Source organism: Seonamhaeicola maritimus, from assembly GCF_008056315.1.
Taxonomy (GTDB): Bacteria; Bacteroidota; Bacteroidia; order Flavobacteriales; family Flavobacteriaceae; genus Seonamhaeicola; species Seonamhaeicola maritimus.
Window position 1 is genome coordinate 752,953 of the sequence record NZ_VRKQ01000008.1, and the last position, 23,530, is coordinate 776,482.

The window sequence follows — 23,530 nt, forward strand, 5'->3', positions numbered from 1 at the left end:
TATTTCTTAAAAAGTTTATTTAAAATAAGTCTAAATAAACTTTGTGTAAGTAATATTGAGTTTTATATTTGCACTCGAAAAGCAAATATTATTTATAATAAGTCTAAATAAAAATAAAATATCAATTTAAATACAATGAAAAAACTAACATTAATTTTAGCAATCTTACTAGGATCTTTTTCTTTTGCCCAAACAGCACAAGATTCTATTACTTTTGATCCTCAAAAACAACTAAATGCAGCCCAAAGAATTCTTTCTGGTAACTATGGTAAAGCTGTTACTGTAGGGGCATACGGTGAGCTAACCTATAACCAACCAGAAGGGGGGAATGGTGAATTAGATGTTCAACGTTTGGTATTATTATTTGGATACAAATTTAATGATAAGACTCAGTTTGTTACTGAAGTTGAATTTGAGCATGTAGAAGAAGTATTCGTAGAACAAGCTTTTGTTAATTATGCTGTGGCACCTAATATGAGTATTCGAGGAGGATTAATGTTGGTTCCTATGGGTATTGTGAATGAATTTCACGAACCTACTACTTTTAATGGTGTTGAAAGACCAGCAACAGATAATGTAATCATTCCAACAACATGGAGAGAAATAGGATTTGGTGTTACAGGAAGATTTAATGATATTTCATTGGGATATCAAGCCTATGTGTTTAACGGATTTAAATCAACAATTTCAGATGGAGAAGGTGGTGTAACTGGAATTTTAAAAGGGTCTAATGGATTACGTAGTGGACGTCAAAAAGCTATTAAATCTACTGTTGATAGCCCAACTTTATCAACTAAATTAGATTATTACGGTATTCCTGGTTTAAGATTAGGATTATCTGGATATTTTGGAAAAACACAAGCTACTGATGATGTAGAAGATATTGACGGCGCAAATATTGGTATTTCAATGATTGGTTTAGATGCACGTTATGCCTACCAAAGATTCACCGCTCGTGGTCAATTCATTAGAGCATCTTTATCAGATACAGATGCTTATAATGATTTAACGGGAAGAGATTTAGGTAGTGCTTTACAAGGTTGGTATTTAGAAGGCGCTTACAATTTATTACCTCAACAAAATGAACAACGTTTATTCGCTTTCTTGAGGTATGAAAAATATGATACTCATGCTGATACAGAGGGGAGTTTATTAAGAAATGATAATTATAATAAAACAGATATAACTACAGGTATTAGTTATCACATTGCTCCTGGAGTTGTATTTAAAGGAGATTATCAATTTAGAGACTCAAAAGGAAGTGATGTTGCTAACAGATTAAACTTTGGTATAGGCGTTTGGTTCTAAAGTAATATGGGCGTTACCATGCAAGCGCATGGTCGGGCTTTCCGCACTACAAGGTAGTTTGCTGCAATCCCTAACGCATAAATACCAAATGGTTAAAGCGTACGTTGCTTTGGCTATTTGGTATTTAAATTGTTTAACCGAATAAAAAAACGATATTTTTGTAAAATGAAATTTAAGATTGTTTCAATATTAGCGGTAGTATTTTTATTAATGTCTTTTAATGTTCCTAAGGGTATTTTAAAGAAGATTGAAAAAGAAATCAAAGCTACTTACGATATTGAAGCATACCAGTTTATTAATATTGATATTGATCCCGAGATAACCAAAATTTTGGATTCAGATTTTACTAAAAATAATCTTTTTAAAATTGAAGCTAACGGTGAATTTTTAGGTTATGCTTATTTGGGTCAGGCACCAAGTAAAACTGCTCAATTTGATTATTTGGTTTTATTAGATACAGATTTGGTTATAAAAAAATCTAAAGTATTAGCTTATCGTGAAGAGTATGGCGGGGAAATTGGAAGCAAACGTTGGTTAAAGCAGTTTATTGGTAAAACTGCAGAAGACTCATTAAAATACGGAGATAATATTATGGCTATTTCAGGAGCAACCATTTCGGTGCGTTCAATGACTAATGCCATAAATAATTTGTTGCAATCATTAAAAGTGCTTCACAATAAAAACATCATATAATGCAGCTTAACGGACTCATTTTATCACTTCCTAAAGAAATTAAGCTGCTCATAGGAGCGTTTATAATTGTATTGAGTATTGGTTTTTACACCGGTTTGTTATTTGTAGGAGAAACTTCATCAGCTAATCCTAATGGTATTGAAGAACAATATTTAGGTAATGAAGATGATGAAGATGCTCAGGTTATGCGCTTTAAAAAAAGCGATAAAGAAATGCTAACCTTAGTACACAATCATATATTATCAATGTCAATTATTTTCTTTTTAGTTGGCTTGCTAGTTTCAATAACTAGGTTAGGTAGAAAATTAAAGCTCTTTTTAATAGTAGAACCTTTTGTGTCAGTAATACTAACATTTGGAGGACTTTACTTATTATGGGCAGGAATGTTATGGATGAAATACGTAGTTATGTTTTCTGGTATTTTAATGACACTTACCTTCACATTTTCTGTACTTATTATTTTGAAGCAGTTGCTTCAAAAGACCTCAAGTTAAAAAACTGTCCTTAACATTTTTTTGACGAATTTATTCGTTTATATATTGTATATTTGCACGCAATTATAACGTAATTGCACCATGACTGCACATCAAAACAAAATTGTCGGAGAAGGATTAACCTATGACGACGTTCTTTTAGTTCCAGCATTTTCAGAAGTTCTTCCTCGCGAAGTAAATATTCAAACAAAATTCACTCGTAATATCACCATTAACGTGCCTATTATATCTGCAGCTATGGATACTGTTACAGAGAGTAAAATGGCAATTGCTATGGCTCAGGAAGGTGGAATTGGAGTGCTTCACAAGAATATGACTATTGAGGCGCAAGCTACCAAGGTAAGAAGAGTAAAACGTGCTGAAAGCGGAATGATTATAGATCCAGTTAATTTAAAACTCGATGCTATTGTTAGTGATGCTAAGCGTGCAATGGCGGAACATGGTATTGGAGGAATTCCTATTGTTGATGATGCAGGCACTCTAAAAGGTATAGTTACTAATCGTGATTTACGTTTTGAGCATGAAAATAATAAGCCCATTGTAGAGGTGATGACTAGTGAAAATTTGGTTACTGCACCAATTGGAACTTCTTTGTCTGATGCGGAATCTATATTGCAGTCTCATAAAATAGAAAAGCTTCTTATTGTAGATGAAGATTATAAACTTTCGGGATTAATAACCTTTAGAGATATTACTAAGCTTACACAAAAACCAAATGCCAATAAAGATAAATATGGACGTTTGAGAGTTGCGGCAGCTATTGGAGTTACTGGAGATGCTGTTGATAGAGCAGCTGCTCTAGTAGAAGCAGGTGTTGATGCTGTTGTTATTGATACAGCTCATGGTCATACAAAAGGAGTAGTAAGTGTTTTAAAAGAGATTAAATCTAAATACCCAGAACTAGATGTTATAGTTGGTAATATTGCGACAGGTGCAGCAGCCAAATATTTGGTTGAAGCGGGAGCTGATGCTGTAAAAGTTGGTATTGGCCCAGGTTCTATTTGTACTACAAGAGTCGTTGCTGGGGTTGGTTTTCCACAGTTTTCGGCAGTATTAGAAGTTGCTGCAGCTATAAAGGGTAGTGGTGTTCCAGTAATTGCTGACGGTGGTATTCGTTATACAGGAGATATTCCTAAAGCTATTGCTGCTGGAGCAGATACAGTTATGTTAGGGTCTCTTTTAGCCGGAACCAAAGAATCTCCTGGGGAAACTATTATTTATGAAGGAAGAAAGTTTAAATCTTATAGAGGAATGGGGTCTGTAGAAGCTATGAAACAAGGTAGTAAAGACCGTTATTTCCAAGATGTTGAAGATGATATTAAGAAGTTAGTGCCGGAAGGAATTGTCGGTAGAGTGCCATACAAAGGGGAATTATATGAAAGTATCCATCAATTTGTTGGTGGTTTACGCGCTGGAATGGGATATTGTGGAGCCAAAAACATTGAGACTTTAAAAGAGAACGGGCAATTTGTAAAAATAACTGCAAGTGGTATTAATGAAAGTCACCCGCATGATGTAACTATTACAAAAGAATCACCTAATTATTCTAGGTAGAAAAATAAAACTTTAAATAAAAAAAGCTGCAATTAAAAAATTGCAGCTTTTTTTATTTTAGAAGGGAATAATATTTATTCTATTAATGGCTTTCCTATATCTTCAATTTCTGAAGTATTTGGGGCTTTGGGGTCCACTCCATATTGATTTGGTCCTTTGTCTCCTTCTGTAATAAATAAAACAAAAAGCCAAATACCTCCAATAAATGGTATTAAACCTATTAGATAGAACCAGCCACTTTTTCCAACATCATGTAACCTTCTTATGCCAACTGCCAATGAAGGAATAAATATTGCAAGAAAATAAATAAAATATAAAAATAAAAATTCAATTGTGTCTGTAGCAGAAACAAGCGCTGCCGATATCAAAACTAGAGCATACAAGAATATAATATTAAATAGAGTAAACATCCAATACTCTTTTCTTCTGGCTCTTCCTTTAAAATTAGCATAATTGTCTCGTACTACTTTAAGATACCATTTCATAATTATTATTTATAGGTTGCGATTATTAACCACTAAATATCAACTTTAAAATTGAAATGACAAAATATTCAATAACTCCTATATAATTAATATGTAGTTTTTTAAAAATAAAGTCTATTAAATGAACTACTTTTTGATGAATATTTTTTTTAATACTAAATCATTTTGAGTTTTAAGACTCATAAAATAAATACCTTTAGGAAGTTGAGACACATTTATTTTATCTATGTCCTTTTTAGATATGAGTTTTTTACCTGTAAAGTCATATATAGTGATATAATTGAAGTTAATATTATTTAATTTTTCAATAAACAAATATTTTTCTGTTGGATTTGGATGTAGTCTAATAGACCGTTTCTGTAAATCAGAATTACTTAAACTTGGTGATTCTTCAATACTAAAATTAGCAAATAACACCTCTTCATCTCTTAGGTCTTGAGCATTATTTAAACTTCTGTAAATACCCCATTTTGGGCGAACAAAATCAGCATCAGTTTGCCAATTTTTCACAGCATTATCTGTATAGGATAATAAAATAGCTTGATCACTTACTCTTTTTAATTCTATTGAATATGTACCCGCATCAGGACTGGAATTTGTGCCATATTTTATAGTTTCGGTAGCTTCAACCCATTCACCTTTAAAAGGCGCAATATCCGTTTGAATTAAAGTAGTTTGTGAGTTTGTTTCGGCATAGCGCAATTCAATTCTATCTGGAGTAGATTTTCTGCAAGTTAGGGTGTACATGGGCATGCTAGAATATAACCCGCCAACAGATTTTAGTTGATGTATATGGGTAAAGTTTGGTGATACTTGAAAACCAGCGTCTAACTTAAACTTCCATTTATAAATTACAGTTTCTCCCTCCACACCCAATAAATTATCGGGAGATTTATCATAGGTTTTTATTTCATTACGTTGACGATCGGTGGAACCATTACATCTATCCGTATCGGTGGCTACATGTAAATAAAATCTAAAAACATTAATACCTAATGTAGTGTCAAAAAGTTCATCAATATGCTGAAAAGTTGGAGTATGGCTGCAATCTGGTTCTTCAACTGCGTCGTAGCCAGGAGCCAAAACGGAGTTCATTAAATCATAGGTATCAACACCACCAGGTCCATCAGCATCTAAAAGTACTTGAGCAGATGTTATTTGTGCTAGAATTACAAAAGGCAGTAAAAAAAATAATCTTAAGTTTATCATTGGTTTACCAAATTGGTTAACCAAATATAATCAATTATGTTTGATTTGACCTAATCTAGAATATTTTTAACAAAAGAATCTATAGTTTCTATACCTTCATTAGTAACATGTTTTACAAAGGCGCTACCAATAATGGCCCCTTTTGCGTATTTAGTTGCTTGCGTAAACGTGTCATTATTACTAATACCAAAGCCAACTATTTGAGGGTTACTCAAGTTAAGACTATCAATACGCTCAAAATATTGGGTTTGTTCATCACCAAACCCTGTTTTTGCACCTGTGGTACTGGCACTGCTAACCATATAAATGAACCCATTAGAAACCGAATCGATATATCTAATACGTTCACCACTGGTTTGTGGAGTAATTAAAAACACGTTAATTAACCCGTATTTTTCAAAAGTAGATTGATATTCTTCATGGTAAACATCAACTGGTAAATCTGGAATAATTAATCCATCTATTCCTATTTCTTGACATTTTTTACAGAAATCTTCAACGCCATATTGTAACATAGGATTGAAGTATCCCATTATGATTAAAGGAATGTTTACAGACTGTCTAACATCTTTTAATTGATTAAAAAGAACTTCTGTTGTCATGCCATTTTTGAGTGCTTGGGTAGAGCTATCTTGAATAGTTGGTCCATCTGCTAACGGATCACTAAAAGGCAAACCAATTTCAATTAAATCAACACCATTTTTTTCTAAATCTTGAATGATTTTAACAGTATCGTCCAAATTAGGATACCCAGCAGTAAAGTATATAGAAAGAAGTTTTTTGTCCTCTTGAAGTTTTTGATTTATTCTGTTCACAACTTAAATTTTAAAATAATCAATATAATTCTGTAAATCTTTATCACCACGTCCTGAAAGACTCATAACAATAACATCATCAGGTTTGAATTGTTTTTGTTTGAATATGGCAAGAGCATGAGAGCTTTCAATAGCAGGAATAATACCTTCTAATTCGCATAATTCCAATCCAGCTTTCATAGCTTCATCATCTGTAATAGATAGGAATTCAGCGCGCCCTGTTTTACATAAATGAGCATGCATTGGTCCAACTCCAGGATAATCTAAACCTGCCGAAATTGAGTATGGCTCTGTTATTTGTCCGTCGTTAGTTTGCATTAAAAGTGTTTTACATCCGTGGATGATTCCTTCTTTACCTAAGACAGAAGTAGCAGCACTTTCACCTGAATCAACACCAAGACCAGCAGCTTCAACAGCAATTATTTTTACGCCTTCTTCATGTAAGAAATGATAGTATGTTCCAGCTGCATTACTTCCACCACCAATACAAGCGGCTACATAATCAGGATTTTCTTTTCCTTCATGCTCCATAAGTTGCCATTTTATTTCTTCCGAAATAACCGATTGAAACCTTGTAACCATATCTGGATATGGATGTGGACCAATAGCAGATCCAATAATATAATGTGTGTTTACAGGGTTGTTAATCCAATCTCTAATGGCTTCATTAGTGGCATCTTTTAGGGTGCGACTGCCTGATAAAGCAGGTACTACTTTAGCGCCTAACATTTTCATTCTGGCAACGTTTGGTGCTTGACGTGCAATATCAATTTCGCCCATGTAAACAATACATTCTAACCCCATTAAAGCGCAAACAGTGGCCGTTGCAACACCATGTTGACCGGCACCTGTTTCAGCAATAATTCTGGTTTTACCTAGGCGTTTTGCCATTAGTATTTGACCAATTGTATTATTGATTTTATGTGCTCCTGTATGGTTTAGGTCCTCACGCTTTAAGTATATTTTTGTGTTATACTTTTCTGAAAGGCGTTTAGCAAAATATAAAGGAGAAGGCCTGCCTACATAATCTTTTAAGAGTTGGTTGAATTCTTTTTGGAAGTCTGGTTCTGCCATAACTTTCAAATACTTTTGTCGTAACTCTTCCACATTTGGATATAACATTTCAGGGATGAATGCGCCCCCAAAATCACCGTAATACCCTTTTTCGTCTACGTTATAATTCATGATTTAAAATCAATTTAAATTCTTTTAATTTTTCAATATTCTTTAATCCAGGCTCAATTTCAAATTTGCTATTTACATCTAAGGCATAGCAATATTTTGATGCTTCACTTTTTCGAAATTTTTTAATGTCTTCAATTTGTTCCAATCCAATACCGCCACTTAAAAGGAATGGAGTAGTAGAAGGATAATCTTTTAATACATTCCAGTCAAAAGTGTAACCATTACCCCCTGGGAGTTTTCCCTTGGTATCGAATAGGAAATAGTCAACAACATTCTCAAAGGGTTCAAGTACACTAAAATCAAATTCGTCCTTGATTGAAAATACTTTTATTACTTCAACCTTAGTTGATTTAAGAAGCATACAAATTTCTGGAGACTCATGACCATGTAATTGAACAGCTGATAATTGATGTCTTTCTATTTGACTTGAAATATACTCCACCTTTTCATCTACAAAAACACCTGTTTTTTTGATTTTTTCCGAAATTTTTGGAATGTCTGAATCAAAATGTCTAGCGGATTTCTCATAAAATATAAATCCAATATAGTCAGGTTGCAATGCTGCAACTTGTTCCATATTGTCTTGATATTTCATTCCGCAGACTTTCAGTTTCATCCCCCTAGTTCTTTTATGAAATCTGTTGCGCTAGCTCCTGGGTTATCCGTTTTCATAAAGTTTTCACCAATTAAAAATCCTTTATATCCATAAGGCTGTAATTCTTTAATAGCGTTTACACTACTAATACCACTTTCTGAAACTTTTACAAATTCATCAGGAATAATACTGCTTAATGATTTGCTGGTTTCTAAACTAACATCAAATGTTTTTAAGTTTCTATTATTAACACCTAGCATGTCCAGACTAGGCATAATAGATTTATGTAATTCTTCTTCATTGTGAACTTCTAAAAGCACATCTAAATTTAGGCTTTTAGCAAACTCCGAAAAATGTTTGATTTCTTCTCTTGATAATATAGCAGCAATTAATAAGATAACATCTGCACCATATGCTCTAGCCTCAAGAATTTGATATTTATCTATAATAAATTCCTTTCTTAATAAAGGTAGATTACAACTTGCTCTAGCGGTAAGTAAATCGTCTAAAGAACCACCAAAGTATTTTCCATCAGTCAGAACAGACATTCCACAAACACCTGCATTTTCATAACCTAAGGCTACATCTTGAACGTTTAAACTGTTATTGATTATAGATTTTGAAGGTGAACGTCTTTTGTGTTCTGCTATAATTCCAGATTTACTATTTCTTAAGTTGTTTGATAAAGAAAGAGTAGACCTTTCAAATAAAACTGATTGTTCTAATTGAGAAATTGGAATCAAGCTTTTTCTTAATTCAACTTCTTTGCGCTTATCAATTACTATTTTATCTAAAATATTCATTTTCGTCAACCTGGACTTGTTTCAGGTTCTCATAATTTTGTGTGATGCTGAAATAAATTCAGCATGACGTTACTTACTCAACTCAATTAAAGTATCTAAACTTTGTTTTGCTTTACCAGAGAATAAAGACTCTTTCGCTAGTTCAAAACCTTCTTTGTGTGATATTTGTTTTGAGGTTGCAATTGCTAAACCAGCGTTAGCACAAACCACATTGTTTTGTGCTTCTGTTCCATTTCCACTTATGATATTAACAAATATTTCCGCTGCGTCTTCAACGGTATTGCCACCAAAAATGGTTTCTTGCTTAATTGTATTTAGTCCTAAATCTTCTGGAGAAAAAATCTTTTCAGAATGATTAGAAATAATTTTTGCTTTTCCAGTTAAAGATATTTCATCGTATCCATCTAAAGCATAAACAATGTTGTAGTTTGTATCTGTATTTTGATTAATAAAACTGTACAGACGCAAAAGTTCCAAACTAAAAACTCCTAGCAACTGATTTTTAGGGAATGAAGGGTTAACCATTGGACCCAACATATTAAAAAAAGTCTTTACCCCTAATTCTCTTCTAATTGGAGCAACGTTTTTCATTGCAGGGTGAAACAAAGGTGCATGTAAAATACAAATACCTGCTTTGTCTAAACAGCGTCTTAAAAAATCTTCATCATTAGAAAACTTCACACCAAGATTTTCCATCACATTTGAAGAACCTGAAGTAGAGGACACACCATAGTTACCATGTTTGGTAACGTTAACACTGGCACCTGCGGTTATGAAAGATGATAAAGTGGAAATGTTGAAAGTGTTTTTGCCATCTCCACCTGTACCAACTATATCTATAGCGTTAAATTCTTTTAAATCAACCGCCACACATAATTCCAAAAGAGCATTTCTAAAACCTTGTAACTCTTCAATTGTAATGCTCCGCATCATGTAAACCGACAAGAAACATGCAATTTGGCTTGGGTTATACATATCGTTAGATATATTGACTATAACTTGTTTAGCCTCCTCTGTTGTTAAGGTTTCGTGATTTATTAATCTATTCAGTATATCTTTCATATTCCTCTCTAGCTATTAACCCAATTTTCTAAAATTTTCTTACCGTTTGGTGTTAAAACAGATTCCGGATGGTATTGAACCCCTTTCACATCATAAGTTTTATGTCTTAAAGACATGACTTGACCGTTGGCATCATACGATGTGGCTTCTAAACTTTCTGGTAAGTTGGCATTTACTACCCAAGAGTGATAACGACCAACCTCAATTTCTTTATCTAGTCCTTTAAAAATCGCCTCATCATCAACACATATTTCAACTTTGGTGGCAACTCCATGATAAACTTCATCTAAATTTACTAAAGAACCTCCAAATACTTCACCAATGGCTTGTTGTCCTAGACAAACACCTAAGATACTTTTTGTTGGTGCGTATTTTTCAATGATGGCTTTTAATAAACCTGCCTCATCTGGTATTCCTGGACCTGGTGATAAAACAATTTTATCAAATGGTTCAACATCTTCCAATTCCAACTTATCATTTCTGTATACCGTTACATCGCAATTTAAATCCTCTAAATAATGAACCAAATTATATGTAAAACTATCGTAGTTGTCTATTACTAAAACTTTCTTCATCTTAAATATCTTCTGCTAATTGAATAGCTTTGTTCAACGCTCCTAATTTATTGAATACTTCTTGTTTTTCACTTTCTGGATTTGATTTAGATACTAATCCTGCCCCTGCTTGCCAATTAAGTTTATAATCTTTACTTAAAAAAGTTCTAATCATAATTGCATGATTGAAGTTGCCTTCAAAATCCATAAAACCAATAGCTCCACCATAAAAACCTCTACTGGTTTTTTCATATTCTTCAATAAGTTGCATGGCTCTATGTTTTGGGGCCCCACTTAAAGTTCCCGCAGGAAATGTATCTGCTACAACCTGCATTGTTGAGGTTGTATCATGCTTGTGCCCTGTAACCTTGCTTACTAAATGTATAACATGTGAAAAGAATTGAACCTCTCTATATGTTTCTACTTTTACGTTGCTACCATGACGACTCAAGTCATTTCTTGCCAAATCTACTAGCATGACATGTTCTGCATTCTCCTTGTCATCTTTTATCAATTCGTCAGCTAAAACAGCATCTTTTTCGTCATCTCCAGTACGTTTAAAAGTTCCAGCAATAGGATGGATTTCAGCTAAACCATCAGTAACAATTAATTGTGCTTCCGGTGAACTTCCAAAAATCTTAAAATCACCGTAATCAAAATAGAATAGGTACGGAGAAGGATTTATGCTCCTTAAGGCTCTATATACATTAAAATCATCACCAGTAAACTCTTGAGAAAAACTTCTTGATAAAACTAATTGAAAAACATCACCTCTAGCACAGTGCTTTTTGGCATAATCTACATGCTGTAAAAATTCATCATCCGTTAAGTTTGAGCTAATATCCCCTTTAGAATTGAAATTAAAAGAAGCAAAATTTTGAACGTTGATTAGTCTATCAATTTCATCAATATTATTCTCAACCCCATCTGGACAATGAGAAAAAATGTATGCTTCATTTTTAAAATGATTAATTGCTATGATGTTTTGATAAACGGCATAATACATATCAGGTATTTCAACAGAGTTTTCTTTTTTACCAATCTCAATATCTTCAAAATACCTAACAGCATCATAAGCCGTGTAACCAAAAATACCGTTGTTTATAAATTTGAAATTCTCTTCAGAAGATACATCAAATCGTTTTGTAAACTTGTAAATTTCATCGACTACATTAACCTCCTTGGTTATAGCTAAATCTTTGGAGCTACCATCTGGAAATGATTCTGTTATAACTTCGTTTTCAACTTTTATAGAGGCGATAGGGTTAAAACATATATATGAAAAGTTTTTGTGATTTCTGTGATAATCACCACTTTCAAGTAAAATACTGTTTGGGTATTTATCACGTATCTTATAATAGACTGTAACAGGTGTAATGGTATCTGTTAAGATACGTTTGTGATGTGTATAAAGACTGAATTTTTTCATCTAATTAAGTTTTAATTCTGAAACAAGTTCAGAACATGAAAAAGGCCTGTCGTGAATGACAAGCCTTTTTGATATTTTAGTTTAAATATACTTAGGATTTACTTCACGAATGTTAAGTTTCTGAAGCTCCACCACCAAGTATTATTTAAATTTGTGTTCATTTATTCTTTTAATGCGGGTCAAATATATAAATGAAAATATAATTAACCAACAGTTTTTAAATAAAAAAACTACCATAAGGTTATGGTAGTTTTAAATGATTATTAGTTTAAAGAGAATTTTTAGTCTGCTATTAACCTTATCTTTTCTAATAATCTAATCAAATCATAAGCTTCATAATCAGTTAATGAACTTATAATTTTCTTTTCTGCGCTATTAATTAATGTATCTATTTTGTCTAATAATTCCAATCCTTCTCTTGTTATAGTAATATCAATCTTTCTTTTGTTCTCTTTATTTAATTCCTTTTGAACATATCCTTTTTTTTTGAGCTTATCTACTAATCTAGTCGTATTACTCATTTTTGCAATCATTCTTTCTTGAATAGTTGCTAGTGTAACAGAATTTCCTTTTTGCCCACGTAATATTCGTAGAACATTAAATTGCTGTAAAGAAATACCATACGGTTTAAGAACAATGTTTAACTCCTTATTTACTATGCAAGCAGTATAAATCAAATTGACAACAACACCTTTTGATAATGGTAGATTGGAAGTGATTTTCAGAATTTTTTCAATCTCCATATACAACTGTTGTATATACAAATGTAGGGTTTTTATTCATATAAATTAATAATTATATAAAAAATTGTTAAAATGGATGCTAGTTATTATCGAATAGATAAATTTATAAGTGTATTTATGCTGAAATTTTAATGTTGATGAATAAACTAAGTGTGATTTTATTTTTAATAGTTAGCAACTTATTAATTTTTAGTTGTGCTAATAAAAATAATAAAGTGGTAGAATCAGTTCAGGTTAAAGATGATAATCTGGAAATATATGACTTTAAAGAAATAAGTAAATTTTTAAACAATAAGGATGACAAAGTTTATGTAGTGAATTTTTGGGCAACTTGGTGTGCTCCATGCGTAAAAGAATTGCCTTATTTTGAAAAAGTGCAGGCTGAATATAAGGATAAGAATGTCGAGGTTCTTTTAATTAGCTTAGACTTTCCTCATCAGTTTGAGTCAAAATTAAAGCCGTTTATAAAGAATAAGGGTTTGAAGTCAAAAGTAATTGTTTTAGATGATGTAGATTCTAACAGTTGGATACCTAAAGTAGATAAGGATTGGTCTGGTTCAATTCCAGCAACTATTATATATAGTAATAATTCACGTAAGTTTTACGAAAAATCATTTACTTATGATGAATTAGAAGAAGAATTAAAGAATTTTTTAAATTAAAAAAAAGATGAGCAAAACAATTAAGCTATTGGGAGTTGTATTTATTGTGCTTCTTATAGGAGCCTTTAGCGTACCTAACAATAATGTAGGTGAGAGCTATAAAATTGGTGATATTGCCGAAGATTTTTCATTAGAAAATATTGATGGTAAAATGGTGTCTTTGTCTGATTATAAAAAGGCAAAAGGGTTTATTATAACCTTTACCTGTAATACTTGTCCGTATGCCGTAATGTACGAAGACCGTATTGTAGAATTAGATAAAAAGTATGCGCCGAAAGGATATCCGGTGATAGCAATCATGCCAAATAATATATCAAAAAAACCAGGTGATAATCTGAATGCAATGAAACAAAGAGCAGAAAGCAAAGGTTTTACTTTTCCTTATTTAATTGATGCAAAACAAGAAGTGTATCCAAAATTTGGAGCTACAAAAACACCTCATGTTTTTGTGCTAAATAAAACTAAAAGTGGTTTTGCAGTAGAATATATTGGAGCTATTGATGATAATTACAAAGATGCTTCAGCCGTAAATATTAAGTATGTTGAAAATGCTGTTGACGCATTAATTGAGGGAAATGAAGTAATTCAAAAAGAGACTAGAGCTATAGGCTGTGGTATTAAAGCTTAATAAAGATTTATAATTCAATTGAAAACTGAAGTTGTAATAACTTCAGTTTTTTTTCGTCTATGAATTCAAGAAATATTAGTTTTGTCAAACATTTATTTAATTTAATATCAATGGAAGATTTAACACAAGAAGAGTGGGTAGAAAAACTGGAAAATGATGATAACGCAGTGGTTTTAGATGTAAGAACTAATGCTGAAGTAGCAGAAGGAATCATTCCCAATGCTATTCATTTAGACTTTTATTTAGGAGATGAGTTTGTTGATGAGTTAGACGAGTTAGATAAGGATAAGAATTATTATGTATATTGTCGCTCTGGTAATAGAAGCCATAAAGCTTGTGAGATAATGGAAGAGTTAGGGTTTACAAATGCCTATAACCTTGAAGGAGGTATTTTGCAATGGGTTGGTGATATTGTTGATCTAGAATAAAACATGAAACGATTTTTAATTTTAAGTTTTCCTGTGTTTACAGTTTTCTTTCTTGGATGTCAAGAAACTGAGAAAACTGAGGCAGTACTTCTTTCTGCTGAAGAAATGAAAACTATGTTGGAAGATAAATCCCTTTTGTTGATTGACGTTAGAACTCCAAAGGAATTTGCAGAAGGCCATATTAAAAATGCCATAAACATTGATTTTTACTCAGAAACTTTTAAAGAGGATATTAAAAAACTAGATCCTAACGTACCTGTTTTGTTGTATTGCCGCAGTGGAGGACGCAGTGGTAAAACCGCTAAAATGCTTCAAAAAACAGGCTTTAAAAAATCATTCGATTTGAAAGGTGGTATCCTAAAGTGGAAAGAACAAGGATTTGAAATTATTAAATAAAAAGCTCCATCAACATGGAGTTTTTTTATAATAGTGTTCAGTCATGGAACATCACGGCTTTATTTTTAAGATTATACAAAAATGTGTATATTTGAGTAACTCCAAATACAGATCCTTATCTTAAATGTTTTATTAGCAATCATTTATTATACTATTTTATTCCTTATTTAATTTATTGTATAAGTTTTCACCCTTAAAAACCTAAAACAACAAATATGAACAGCTTATCGATGATTATGTCAGTTTTTTATTTTTTGTCTTGTTTTTGAGCTATTTACCTTAATTTTTTTTAGGGTATCATACATTTATTTACTTTTATGCTACCTTAATTTTATAATACTGTAGAAGTCTAATTTTAAAATCTTTTAATTATGAACATGATGAACGGATGGCTCATTTTAGGCATTGTTGCTTTGCTTTTTATAAGCATGTATGTGTATGCTAATATTTTTGTGTTTTTAGAAAAATCTAAAAATAAAAAACTTAAGAAAATTCAAGAGCAAGAAAATGAAATAGTACGTCAAGAAAATGTTAAAAAAGAGCAGCTTAGGGCTGAAAAATTTAATAAGCTAAAAGATAGAAGTAAACAAATTAAGGAACAATTAAATTGGCTTAAACAAATGAATGAAACTATTTCAGAACAGCACAATAGCCAATAATTTATTCTAATATTACCTTAATTTCAGATAGTTTAGCAAGAGGTTTTCCGTTTTTTCCTATGTGGTCTGTAGCAATTTTAAGCCCGTTAAAATCTTGAACGTTTTCAAAAGTGTTAATTAAATTCGGTTCAGGTCTACCACCTCTTCTAAATATCCATTCTTTAATTATAAAATCATTATCATAAAAAATATCATAGACATCACCTGGGGTATAACCTCCTTTTAAAGAATATGTTATTGTTATTTTATTCATTAAGGTCTTAGAAATTGGTCCTGTTTCTTGAGTGGGCTCAGAAATAGTTGCTGAAGTGTCCCAAACCAATTGAAACGGAATAAGTAGCCAAAATTTGTCATTTATAAATGCTTCGTCTGCTTTATAAGAAGTGGTGTCAATAGATTTAATATTATAAATTATAGTGTCAGAATCTGTAGTTAACTTAACGTCATCGGTTTTTGGGTTCCAGGTCCAGTGACGTCTTTTGCCAAATTTAAATTCAATTTCATGAACTTTGTCCCAATTTTGAAATCCGTGAGCATGGGCTATTTTTTCTGCTACAGTTAATTCTCGAGACTGGGTGACTTTATTCTCTTTTTGTTTACAGGAAAAACAAAGGGCTGTGAAGCATAAAGCAAATACTAATTTTTTCATACATTGGAGTTTTTACAAATATAAAGAACTTATAATGAGTAAAATCGAAATCTATTTTAATACAAATAAAGCCACTTGGAATGAAAAAGTAAAGGTGCATGCTAAAAGTGATATGTATGATTTAGATACTTTTAAAAAGGGAAAGACGTCTTTAATGCACTATGAATTAAAAGCTTTGGGAGATGTGAGAGATAGGAAGTTGCTTCATTTACAGTGCCATTTTGGACAAGATACTTTAAGTTGGAGTAGAATGGGAGCTAGATGTACAGGTGTTGATTTAAGCGATGAAGGTATTAAACTTGCTAAATCTTTAAATAACGAGTTGAAACTAGATGCCAAATTTGTATGTTGTAATGTTTTGGATACTTCGGTATTTATAAAAGACACTTTTGATATTGTGTTTACCAGCTATGGCGTTATTGGGTGGCTGCCTGATTTAAAACCTTGGGGACAAATGATTGCTGAAAGGCTCGATAAAGGTGGTACATTTTATATGGTTGAATTTCACCCAATAGTTTGGATGTTTGACTATATAAAGGAACAACCTGATATGAAATATGGTTATATGCAGGATGAGGTTATTTACGAAGAATATGAAGGCACTTACGCAGACGAACATTCAAAAATGATAAGTAAAGAATATGGTTGGAATCATGGCATTGGAGAAATAATATCTGCTTTAACAGAAGCTGGTTTACATATTGAATACTTGAGAGAACACAACGAGGCCCCTTATAATGTCTTGCCCGATTTAGTTGAAACTGAAAATGGCATGTTTGGTACAAAAGATAAATTGTACCCGCTTATTTTTGAGTTGAAGGCAACTAAGGTTTAAGATGGTAATTTCTAGCTCAGTTTAATTCGTATTTTATTATTTGAGTTGATTAAGTAACTAATTTAATAAATACAAACCGAAAGGAAAATCTGTGTAGATTTTCTTTCGAAGACGAGTATAAGTAATGAATTATACAGTGTTTTGTACCCTTTTTTTTCATTTTATTTGTTTCAATTGTTTCTGTCAGTTTATTTTCTGTTTTTTTTTTTTTTGAATAATCACTCCAACTCTTCACAGTAAATACCTCTGGCTTTAACTTGATCAATAATGTCTTCCATAGTTAAACTACTAGTGGTTTCAACTCTTAAAACTTTATCAATATCTTCAAGGTCAATAGACCATTTAACAATACCCGGATGTGAATTAAAAAGTAGTTTTATGGTATTAACAGCTAGTTTAGTTTTAGCTTCTGTTTTAAGAATATGTAATCTTGTGGTTTTTTTACGTTGTTGATAAAATGGACTAATCATTGTCTTCTGCTTTAGTGGTTAAACGTTCTATATAAGCCTGATAAGCTTGGTTGCCTTCTTCTTTCCAAAAGTCATCATAATGCTTCCATTTAGAAAAGTCGCCTTTTCCTTCTTTTTTACATTTAGATTTTGATTTTTTTGACGAACTATCTCCACCAAAATTACAGCCTCCTATTAAAATTTTAGCCAATATGAATATGCCCGCAGCTTCCCAAAAGGTTAGAGTTGTCAACCCAAAAATCATAGGCATTAACCAGTTCCACAACCACATGATTATAAAACCAAAAAGTATGGCTAATCCTGTTATAAAAATCCCTCCAAAAATTATCATTCCTATAATTTCTCCTGGAGATTTACCGCGCATTTTGTGTTTAAAGTAATTTGACATATCTGTGTTTTTTTTAATTAATAATTTCTTTTTTAGGTTTTAATTTTTTGTACAAAAGTGAAATTGCTCTATGGCGTCTAGACATTAACGTACCAATAGGAATACCAGTTTCCAGTTCTATTTCTTTATAGGTGTAGCCTTCAAAATCAATAGCTATAATAACATTTCTATAATTTGGTTTTAAGTTTACTATAGCAGCTTTTAGAGCTTCTTTCATTTCCTCAGGATATGAATTATCTGCAGATTCATAAATGATTGAGGCAAACTGAATAAGTTTATTTTCGTTTTGGGTTTCATAATCAATTCTATCATTTTTTGAAGACCTTAAAACATCAATCACCTTGTTTTTTAATGCTCTATAAACAAAACCGGCTACATTGTTTATGGGAGAATATCTATCTGCACCAGTAAATAGCTTTAAAGCCACATCTTGTAAAATGTCTTCTGGACCCATACTTGTACTGGCTTTAATTTTGGAACTTACGTAAGTTTTAAGTGAAGTATATTCTTCATTAAAAAACTCATTAAGCTTTTTACTGTTTTCTGATTGATGATTCATTTAAAAGCACTTTTAATAGGCACTTCAATTATAAAGACGCAACTTTTAAAATCTATTGCATTTTTGCGCTAAGTATTTTTATGAAGACTGAAAACAATGAGAAATGTTTCAAAAAAAAGAGAATATTAGTAAAAACTTTGATTTTCAGTATTATGAGAATTGAATGACTTCGATCCTAAGAACTGAATATAAAATAATTTTTAGTGATTTTTTTTGTTAATAAGAAACCGTAAATAACTAAAAAGTATTTTACTGATAACTATTTTAATTTTGTAAATTTGCCTGCGTTTATAAGCGCAACATGACAAGTACGAAATACATATTTGTAACTGGAGGAGTTACATCATCTTTAGGAAAAGGTATTATAGCAGCATCTCTTGCTAAACTTTTACAATCTCAAGGCTACAGAGTTACCATACAAAAATTAGACCCGTATATTAATGTAGATCCGGGAACATTAAATCCATATGAACATGGGGAATGTTATGTAACCGAAGATGGTGCAGAAACCGATTTGGACTTAGGACACTATGAGCGCTTTTTAAATGTGCCTACAAGTCAAGCAAATAACGTAACTACTGGAAGAATCTATCAAAGTGTGATTCAAAAGGAACGCCGTGGTGAATTTTTAGGAAAGACAGTACAGGTAGTTCCTCACATTACTGACGAAATTAAACATCGTGTTCAGCTTTTAGGAAAGTCTGGTGATTATGATATCGTTATTACTGAAATTGGAGGAACGGTTGGAGATATTGAGTCTTTACCTTATATAGAAGCAGTGCGTCAGTTACGTTGGGATTTAGGTGAAAATAACGGAATAGTTATTCACCTAACTTTGGTTCCGTACTTATCGGCTGCAGGAGAGTTAAAAACAAAACCTACTCAACACAGTGTTAAAACACTCATGGAAAGTGGTGTTCAAGCCGATGTTTTGGTGTGTAGAACAGAGCATAATTTACCTAAAGATTTAAAAAGAAAATTAGCTTTATTCTGTAATGTTAAAGAAGATTCCGTAATTCAGTCTATAGATGCTTCAACTATATATGATGTGCCTAATTTAATGCTTGAGGAAGGTCTTGATAAAGTAGTTTTAGAAAAGCTTAATTTGAAAAGTACTAAACCTGATATTTCAAGATGGAATGAGTTTTTAAAGCGTCATAAAAATCCAAAAACAGAAGTAACAATAGGATTAATTGGTAAATATGTAGAGTTACAAGATTCTTATAAATCAATTTTAGAGGCCTTCATTCATGCGGGTGCTGCTAATGAAGTAAAAGTTAAAATAGAATCTATCCACTCGGAATATTTAAACAGTGATAATATTGAGGTGAAATTATCTCATTTAGATGGTGTTTTAGTTGCACCAGGTTTTGGTGAACGCGGTATTGAAGGAAAGATTGATGCCGTTAGGTTTGTACGCGAAAATAATATTCCATTTTTAGGGATTTGTTTAGGTATGCAAATGGCAGTTATTGAATTTGCAAGAAATGTACTTGGTATTAAAGATGCCGATTCTACCGAAATGAATACCGAAACCAATAATGCTGTGATTGATTTAATGGAGGAACAAAAATCTATTACAGATAAAGGAGGTACAATGCGATTAGGTGCTTGGGCATGTGATTTAAAAATGGGCAGTTTGGTTAGAGATATTTATAAAGCTGAAGCTATTGAAGAGCGTCATAGACATCGTTATGAATTTAATGGTAAATATAAGGAGCAATTGGAGAAAGCTGGTATGCTTGCCACTGGTTTAAATCCGGATACTGGTTTAGTAGAAATTGTTGAAATACCAGAACATCCTTGGTTTGTAGGTGTACAATATCATCCAGAATATAAAAGTACAGTGGCTAATCCTCATCCATTATTTGTGGCTTTTGTAGGAGCAGCTTTAAAATTCAGAAATAAACAAAAAGGTGTCAGTATGGCACAAAATTAAAATTGGATAGCTTATTGATAAGTTGTTAGCATTCCTGCTTTTGGCAGGAATCTTTTTAATAGAAAGAATATATGGAAGAAAAAAAGTTAGATATAAATTCGATAATAGGTTTTGTACTTATCTTCGGAATATTGGCTTACATGCTTTGGCAAAATCAACCAACTACAGAAGAGTTGGAAGCTCAAGAAAAGGCTAAGCAAGAGCAAGTTGAAGCAGAACAAAGGGCTAAAACCCAAGAGCAAGAACAAACTAAAGTAGTTACCTCTGAAGATTTGGAAATAGGTGCTGTAGGTGACTCGCTTCACCAGATAGCATTAAATAACAAGTATGGGTCATTGGCTTATGCTTTTAGTGTTACCAAAGATTCTGAAGAAGAAACATTAGTAGAAACAGATTTGTTAGCCTTAAAATTTAGCACTAAAGGAGGGTATCTTTCTGAAGTTAGACTAAAGGATTTTGTTGATTTTAGAGATGAACCAATTTATTTAGTAAAAGATAACAATGCTTCTTTCAATATTAATTTTGGAACTACAGACAGTAGAATTCGCAATACTAAAGATTTACCTTTTCAATCCACTGTAACTAAAAATGGTGAGATTACTGTCGTTTCAATGAAACTAAAAGTTTCCGAAAGCAAATTTTTAGAGTACCGTTACGAGTTGAAGGAAGGAGATTATATGATGGACTTCACCGTTCGTTCTCAAGGATTAAGTGATGTTATTAATGGTTCACATGAAATCAATTTAGATTGGAAACATAAGGGGTATCGTCATGCAAAGAGTATATCATATGAAAACCGTTATACAGATATTCATTATGAATATGAAGATGGTAAAGATGATTATACAGGAATGCGTGATGCCGATGAAACTTTAAGTGACGTTGCTTGGATTGGGTATAAACAACACTTTTTCTCAGCTATTTTATTAACCGATACACCATTTAAAACAGCTACAATTACTTCTAAGAATTTAGTTGAAGATGAAGCCATTGATACCGTTTATACAAAAGATTTTGCTTCTAAAATTCCTTTAGAGTTAAAAGGTGGTGAGGTTAGTTATAATATGAATTGGTACTACGGACCAAGTGAGTTTAGAACCTTAAATGCCTATGGTAGAAATCTAGATGAAATGGTACCACTAGGTTGGGGTATTTTTGGATGGATAAACCGTTACTTGTTCATGCCATTATTTACATTTTTAGGAGGCATGATGCCTTATGGGATAGCTATTGTGGTAATGACCATTTTGGTGAAAATATGTTTGTCTTTTGTACAGTACAAGCAATTCTTATCGCAGGCTAAAATGAAAATTTTAAAGCCAGAATTAGATGCTATTCGTGAGAAGTATAAAGACAATAAAATGAAGGCCCAACAAGAAACTATGGCTTTACAAAATAAAGCAGGAGCAAGTCCGTTAGCGGGTTGTTTGCCAGCTTTAATACAGCTGCCAGTTTTCTATGCTTTGTTCCAATTCTTTCCATCTGCTTTTGATTTAAGACAGGAAAGTTTCTTATGGGCGGAAGATTTATCATCTTATGATACGGTTGCTAATCTTCCATTTAATATTCCATTTTATGGTGATCATGTAAGTTTATTTCCGCTTTTAGCGTCTATAGCAATTTTCTTCTATATGCGTTTAACTACGGGGCAAAATATGCAAACGCAACCACAACAAGAAGGTATGCCAGATATGGGGAAAATGATGAAGTACATGATGTATTTCTCTCCAATAATGATGCTTTTCTTCTTTAATAACTATGCATCCGGATTGAGTTTATACTATTTCATTTCAAACTTGATTAGTATTGGTATTATTTTGGTGATTAAAAATTATATTCTTGATGAAGATAAGATTCATGCTCAGATTCAAGAGAATAAGAAAAAACCAAAAAAGCAAAGTAAGTTTCAAGCTAGAATGAAAGATATGATGGAGCAGGCTGAAAAGCAAAAGCAGGCTCAACAGAAAAGAAAAAAATAATATGTCAACCTGAACAAGTTTCAGGTTTTCATTATATAAATTTAAAGGCTGCCAACAATTTCCTAAACTTGGCAGCTTTTTTGTTATATACAATTTGAAAGTATATATATACGTTTATATTTATGTCAATTCAATATTTAAAATCTTTAATAATTTAAGTGTGCATATGAAACAGTTAAGTCTGATTTTGTTTTTATTTAATACAATTTTTGTAGCAGCTCAAACTGTGAATCAGTTTGATGATAACGGAAAACGTCATGGTATTTGGAAAAAGAATTTTGAAGGCACTAAAGTACTTAGGTATGAAGGTCAATTTAACCATGGAAAGGAAATAGGTACGTTTAAGTTTTATAAAAACATAAGAGGTAAAGCGGTTTTAACGGCGTCAAAGGCATTTAATGAATTGGATAATAAAGCGGATGTGAAGTTTTTCTCATCAAAAGGAAAGCTTATTAGTGAAGGTCCAATGGATGGTAAAAAGTACATTGGAGAATGGAAGTATTATCATAATAATTCTGATAAAATTATGACCTTAGAATTCTATAATGACAAGGGTAATCTTCATGGAGAAAAATATGTGTATTATTCTAATGGGCGAATGGCCGAAAAACAAAATTACGTTGATGGTAAATTAGAAGGTGAGGCTATTTGGTATTCAATTAAGAATGTGGTTTTAAAACATTTTATTTATGTTAATGATGAGTTACACGGTGTGTCAAAATATTATAATTCAAAAGGTGAGCTAGTTGCAGAAGGAAGGTATAAACTTGGTAAAAAACATGGCATTTGGAAATATTATGAAAATGGTAAACTAATAGAGGAAAAAGATTTCACACCAAAATCAAAATATAAAAAAAAGAAAAAGCTCCCTAATTAAAGGGAGCCCTCTTTTTCATAGACAACTTTTCAGCGAAAGATAGCTATTAATAAAAATATTGTCTACTACTAACTAACCAATAAATCAAACTAACTAAATTTATAATTTTAAGGTAGAGGTGGTAAAACAACC

27 protein-coding genes are annotated in these 23,530 nt (G+C 32.0%); 13 read left to right on the forward strand and 14 right to left on the reverse strand.

Annotated features, from left to right (window positions below; genetic code table 11):
• The first annotated feature begins 135 nt into the window (after positions 1–135).
• The 4 genes from FUA22_RS03205 to guaB all read left to right on the forward strand — a co-directional run bounded on the left by FUA22_RS03205 (position 136) and on the right by guaB (position 4,049).
• Positions 136–1,308: a hypothetical protein gene (locus tag FUA22_RS03205; protein ID WP_147766392.1), complete on the forward strand. Its 1,173-nt coding sequence runs from the start codon at positions 136–138 to the stop codon at positions 1,306–1,308.
• Positions 1,309–1,473: 165 nt separating this feature from the next.
• Positions 1,474–2,001 (forward strand): FMN-binding protein, encoded by a 528-nt coding sequence (locus FUA22_RS03210; RefSeq protein ID WP_147766393.1) that lies wholly within the window; start codon positions 1,474–1,476, stop codon positions 1,999–2,001.
• Positions 2,001–2,495 carry a hypothetical protein gene (locus FUA22_RS03215; RefSeq protein WP_147766394.1) on the forward strand — a complete coding sequence of 165 codons (495 nt, stop codon included), beginning with the start codon at positions 2,001–2,003 and terminating at the stop codon, positions 2,493–2,495. The genes FUA22_RS03210 and FUA22_RS03215 overlap by 1 nt, the downstream gene beginning before the upstream one ends.
• Positions 2,496–2,576: 81 nt before the next feature.
• Entirely contained in the window at positions 2,577–4,049 is a 1,473-nt protein-coding gene (gene guaB, locus FUA22_RS03220; RefSeq protein WP_147766395.1) for an IMP dehydrogenase, read from the forward strand.
• A 74-nt stretch (positions 4,050–4,123) separates the two neighbouring features.
• Here the strand turns inward: guaB and FUA22_RS03225 are convergent, their stop codons facing one another.
• The 10 genes from FUA22_RS03225 to FUA22_RS03270 all read right to left on the reverse strand — a co-directional run bounded on the left by FUA22_RS03225 (position 4,124) and on the right by FUA22_RS03270 (position 12,929).
• Positions 4,124–4,534 carry a DUF805 domain-containing protein gene (locus FUA22_RS03225; RefSeq protein WP_147766396.1) on the reverse strand — a complete coding sequence of 137 codons (411 nt, stop codon included), beginning with the start codon at positions 4,532–4,534 and terminating at the stop codon, positions 4,124–4,126.
• A gap of 126 nt (positions 4,535–4,660) precedes the next feature.
• Positions 4,661–5,743 (reverse strand): T9SS type A sorting domain-containing protein, encoded by a 1,083-nt coding sequence (locus FUA22_RS03230; RefSeq protein WP_147766397.1) that lies wholly within the window; start codon positions 5,741–5,743, stop codon positions 4,661–4,663.
• Positions 5,744–5,793: 50 nt separating this feature from the next.
• Positions 5,794–6,558, reverse strand: coding sequence for a tryptophan synthase subunit alpha (trpA, locus tag FUA22_RS03235; protein WP_147766398.1), 765 nt, complete (start codon positions 6,556–6,558; stop codon positions 5,794–5,796).
• 3 nt (positions 6,559–6,561) lie between these two features.
• Positions 6,562–7,743: a tryptophan synthase subunit beta gene (gene trpB / locus FUA22_RS03240; RefSeq protein ID WP_147766399.1), complete on the reverse strand. Its 1,182-nt coding sequence runs from the start codon at positions 7,741–7,743 to the stop codon at positions 6,562–6,564.
• On the reverse strand, positions 7,733–8,359 hold the full coding sequence (locus FUA22_RS03245) for a phosphoribosylanthranilate isomerase (RefSeq protein WP_147766400.1): 627 nt from the start codon (positions 8,357–8,359) through the stop codon (positions 7,733–7,735). The genes trpB and FUA22_RS03245 overlap by 11 nt, the downstream gene beginning before the upstream one ends.
• Positions 8,356–9,141 carry an indole-3-glycerol phosphate synthase TrpC gene (trpC, locus tag FUA22_RS03250; RefSeq protein WP_147766401.1) on the reverse strand — a complete coding sequence of 262 codons (786 nt, stop codon included), beginning with the start codon at positions 9,139–9,141 and terminating at the stop codon, positions 8,356–8,358. The genes FUA22_RS03245 and trpC overlap by 4 nt, the downstream gene beginning before the upstream one ends.
• 69 nt (positions 9,142–9,210) lie before the next feature.
• Positions 9,211–10,203, reverse strand: a complete 993-nt coding sequence (gene trpD / locus FUA22_RS03255) for an anthranilate phosphoribosyltransferase (RefSeq protein WP_147766402.1) — start codon at positions 10,201–10,203, stop codon at positions 9,211–9,213.
• Positions 10,204–10,211: 8 nt separating this feature from the next.
• Positions 10,212–10,778, reverse strand: a complete 567-nt coding sequence (locus FUA22_RS03260; protein ID WP_147766403.1) for an anthranilate synthase component II — start codon at positions 10,776–10,778, stop codon at positions 10,212–10,214.
• A 1-nt stretch (position 10,779) separates the two neighbouring features.
• A complete protein-coding gene (locus FUA22_RS03265; RefSeq protein WP_147766404.1) occupies positions 10,780–12,186 on the reverse strand; it encodes an anthranilate synthase component I family protein in 1,407 nt (468 codons plus the stop codon).
• A 281-nt stretch (positions 12,187–12,467) separates the two neighbouring features.
• Positions 12,468–12,929, reverse strand: coding sequence for a MarR family winged helix-turn-helix transcriptional regulator (locus tag FUA22_RS03270; RefSeq protein ID WP_147766405.1), 462 nt, complete (start codon positions 12,927–12,929; stop codon positions 12,468–12,470).
• A 137-nt stretch (positions 12,930–13,066) separates the two neighbouring features.
• On the opposite strand from FUA22_RS03270, the gene FUA22_RS03275 reads away from it, so the two are divergent.
• From FUA22_RS03275 to FUA22_RS03295, 5 genes are all read left to right on the forward strand, one after another.
• On the forward strand, positions 13,067–13,591 hold the full coding sequence (locus tag FUA22_RS03275) for a TlpA disulfide reductase family protein (protein WP_147766406.1): 525 nt from the start codon (positions 13,067–13,069) through the stop codon (positions 13,589–13,591).
• Positions 13,592–13,598: 7 nt separating this feature from the next.
• Positions 13,599–14,219: a thioredoxin family protein gene (locus FUA22_RS03280; RefSeq protein WP_147766407.1), complete on the forward strand. Its 621-nt coding sequence runs from the start codon at positions 13,599–13,601 to the stop codon at positions 14,217–14,219.
• 110 nt (positions 14,220–14,329) lie between these two features.
• Positions 14,330–14,647 carry a rhodanese-like domain-containing protein gene (locus FUA22_RS03285; protein WP_147766408.1) on the forward strand — a complete coding sequence of 106 codons (318 nt, stop codon included), beginning with the start codon at positions 14,330–14,332 and terminating at the stop codon, positions 14,645–14,647.
• 3 nt (positions 14,648–14,650) lie between these two features.
• A complete protein-coding gene (locus FUA22_RS03290; RefSeq protein WP_147766409.1) occupies positions 14,651–15,043 on the forward strand; it encodes a rhodanese-like domain-containing protein in 393 nt (130 codons plus the stop codon).
• A gap of 371 nt (positions 15,044–15,414) precedes the next feature.
• Positions 15,415–15,702: a hypothetical protein gene (locus FUA22_RS03295; protein ID WP_147766410.1), complete on the forward strand. Its 288-nt coding sequence runs from the start codon at positions 15,415–15,417 to the stop codon at positions 15,700–15,702.
• Position 15,703: 1 nt separating this feature from the next.
• Here FUA22_RS03295 and FUA22_RS03300 read toward each other — a convergent pair whose 3' ends face one another.
• Positions 15,704–16,351, reverse strand: a complete 648-nt coding sequence (locus FUA22_RS03300) for a hypothetical protein (protein WP_147766411.1) — start codon at positions 16,349–16,351, stop codon at positions 15,704–15,706.
• A 34-nt stretch (positions 16,352–16,385) separates the two neighbouring features.
• On the opposite strand from FUA22_RS03300, the gene FUA22_RS03305 reads away from it, so the two are divergent.
• Positions 16,386–17,186, forward strand: coding sequence for a class I SAM-dependent methyltransferase (locus FUA22_RS03305; protein WP_147766412.1), 801 nt, complete (start codon positions 16,386–16,388; stop codon positions 17,184–17,186).
• A 218-nt stretch (positions 17,187–17,404) separates the two neighbouring features.
• Here FUA22_RS03305 and FUA22_RS03310 read toward each other — a convergent pair whose 3' ends face one another.
• Genes FUA22_RS03310 through FUA22_RS03320 form a run of 3 tightly spaced genes read right to left on the reverse strand, consistent with a single transcriptional unit; the run spans position 17,405 to position 18,603 of the window.
• A complete protein-coding gene (locus FUA22_RS03310) occupies positions 17,405–17,656 on the reverse strand; it encodes a hypothetical protein (RefSeq protein WP_147766413.1) in 252 nt (83 codons plus the stop codon).
• The gene (locus FUA22_RS03315; protein WP_147766414.1) at positions 17,649–18,044 is read right to left on the reverse strand and encodes a hypothetical protein; all 396 of its coding nucleotides are present in this window, start codon (positions 18,042–18,044) and stop codon (positions 17,649–17,651) included. The genes FUA22_RS03310 and FUA22_RS03315 overlap by 8 nt, the downstream gene beginning before the upstream one ends.
• A gap of 13 nt (positions 18,045–18,057) precedes the next feature.
• Positions 18,058–18,603 (reverse strand): RNA polymerase sigma factor, encoded by a 546-nt coding sequence (locus FUA22_RS03320; protein ID WP_147766415.1) that lies wholly within the window; start codon positions 18,601–18,603, stop codon positions 18,058–18,060.
• Between the two features lie 301 nt (positions 18,604–18,904).
• Between FUA22_RS03320 and FUA22_RS03325 the strand changes: the two genes are divergently transcribed.
• The 3 genes from FUA22_RS03325 (at position 18,905) to FUA22_RS03335 (ending at position 23,398) form a co-directional block, all read left to right on the forward strand.
• A complete protein-coding gene (locus tag FUA22_RS03325; RefSeq protein ID WP_147766416.1) occupies positions 18,905–20,542 on the forward strand; it encodes a CTP synthase in 1,638 nt (545 codons plus the stop codon).
• A 71-nt stretch (positions 20,543–20,613) separates the two neighbouring features.
• Positions 20,614–22,521 carry a membrane protein insertase YidC gene (yidC, locus tag FUA22_RS03330; protein ID WP_147766417.1) on the forward strand — a complete coding sequence of 636 codons (1,908 nt, stop codon included), beginning with the start codon at positions 20,614–20,616 and terminating at the stop codon, positions 22,519–22,521.
• A gap of 166 nt (positions 22,522–22,687) precedes the next feature.
• A complete protein-coding gene (locus tag FUA22_RS03335) occupies positions 22,688–23,398 on the forward strand; it encodes a toxin-antitoxin system YwqK family antitoxin (protein ID WP_147766418.1) in 711 nt (236 codons plus the stop codon).
• Positions 23,399–23,530: the final 132 nt, after the last annotated feature.

Coding starts and splice junctions, on each gene's coding strand:
- FUA22_RS03205 (WP_147766392.1), top strand. CDS start 136: ATGAAAAAACTAACATTAATTTTAGCAATCTTACTAGGATCTTTTTCT.
- FUA22_RS03210 (WP_147766393.1), top strand. CDS start 1,474: ATGAAATTTAAGATTGTTTCAATATTAGCGGTAGTATTTTTATTAATG.
- FUA22_RS03215 (WP_147766394.1), top strand. CDS start 2,001: ATGCAGCTTAACGGACTCATTTTATCACTTCCTAAAGAAATTAAGCTG.
- guaB (WP_147766395.1), top strand. CDS start 2,577: ATGACTGCACATCAAAACAAAATTGTCGGAGAAGGATTAACCTATGAC.
- FUA22_RS03225 (WP_147766396.1), bottom strand. CDS start 4,534: ATGAAATGGTATCTTAAAGTAGTACGAGACAATTATGCTAATTTTAAA.
- FUA22_RS03230 (WP_147766397.1), bottom strand. CDS start 5,743: ATGATAAACTTAAGATTATTTTTTTTACTGCCTTTTGTAATTCTAGCA.
- trpB (WP_147766399.1), bottom strand. CDS start 7,743: ATGAATTATAACGTAGACGAAAAAGGGTATTACGGTGATTTTGGGGGC.
- FUA22_RS03245 (WP_147766400.1), bottom strand. CDS start 8,359: ATGAAACTGAAAGTCTGCGGAATGAAATATCAAGACAATATGGAACAA.
- trpC (WP_147766401.1), bottom strand. CDS start 9,141: ATGAATATTTTAGATAAAATAGTAATTGATAAGCGCAAAGAAGTTGAA.
- trpD (WP_147766402.1), bottom strand. CDS start 10,203: ATGAAAGATATACTGAATAGATTAATAAATCACGAAACCTTAACAACA.
- FUA22_RS03260 (WP_147766403.1), bottom strand. CDS start 10,778: ATGAAGAAAGTTTTAGTAATAGACAACTACGATAGTTTTACATATAAT.
- FUA22_RS03265 (WP_147766404.1), bottom strand. CDS start 12,186: ATGAAAAAATTCAGTCTTTATACACATCACAAACGTATCTTAACAGAT.
- FUA22_RS03270 (WP_147766405.1), bottom strand. CDS start 12,929: ATGGAGATTGAAAAAATTCTGAAAATCACTTCCAATCTACCATTATCA.
- FUA22_RS03275 (WP_147766406.1), top strand. CDS start 13,067: ATGAATAAACTAAGTGTGATTTTATTTTTAATAGTTAGCAACTTATTA.
- FUA22_RS03280 (WP_147766407.1), top strand. CDS start 13,599: ATGAGCAAAACAATTAAGCTATTGGGAGTTGTATTTATTGTGCTTCTT.
- FUA22_RS03285 (WP_147766408.1), top strand. CDS start 14,330: ATGGAAGATTTAACACAAGAAGAGTGGGTAGAAAAACTGGAAAATGAT.
- FUA22_RS03290 (WP_147766409.1), top strand. CDS start 14,651: ATGAAACGATTTTTAATTTTAAGTTTTCCTGTGTTTACAGTTTTCTTT.
- FUA22_RS03295 (WP_147766410.1), top strand. CDS start 15,415: ATGAACATGATGAACGGATGGCTCATTTTAGGCATTGTTGCTTTGCTT.
- FUA22_RS03300 (WP_147766411.1), bottom strand. CDS start 16,351: ATGAAAAAATTAGTATTTGCTTTATGCTTCACAGCCCTTTGTTTTTCC.
- FUA22_RS03305 (WP_147766412.1), top strand. CDS start 16,386: ATGAGTAAAATCGAAATCTATTTTAATACAAATAAAGCCACTTGGAAT.
- FUA22_RS03310 (WP_147766413.1), bottom strand. CDS start 17,656: ATGATTAGTCCATTTTATCAACAACGTAAAAAAACCACAAGATTACAT.
- FUA22_RS03315 (WP_147766414.1), bottom strand. CDS start 18,044: ATGTCAAATTACTTTAAACACAAAATGCGCGGTAAATCTCCAGGAGAA.
- FUA22_RS03320 (WP_147766415.1), bottom strand. CDS start 18,603: ATGAATCATCAATCAGAAAACAGTAAAAAGCTTAATGAGTTTTTTAAT.
- FUA22_RS03325 (WP_147766416.1), top strand. CDS start 18,905: ATGACAAGTACGAAATACATATTTGTAACTGGAGGAGTTACATCATCT.
- yidC (WP_147766417.1), top strand. CDS start 20,614: ATGGAAGAAAAAAAGTTAGATATAAATTCGATAATAGGTTTTGTACTT.
- FUA22_RS03335 (WP_147766418.1), top strand. CDS start 22,688: ATGAAACAGTTAAGTCTGATTTTGTTTTTATTTAATACAATTTTTGTA.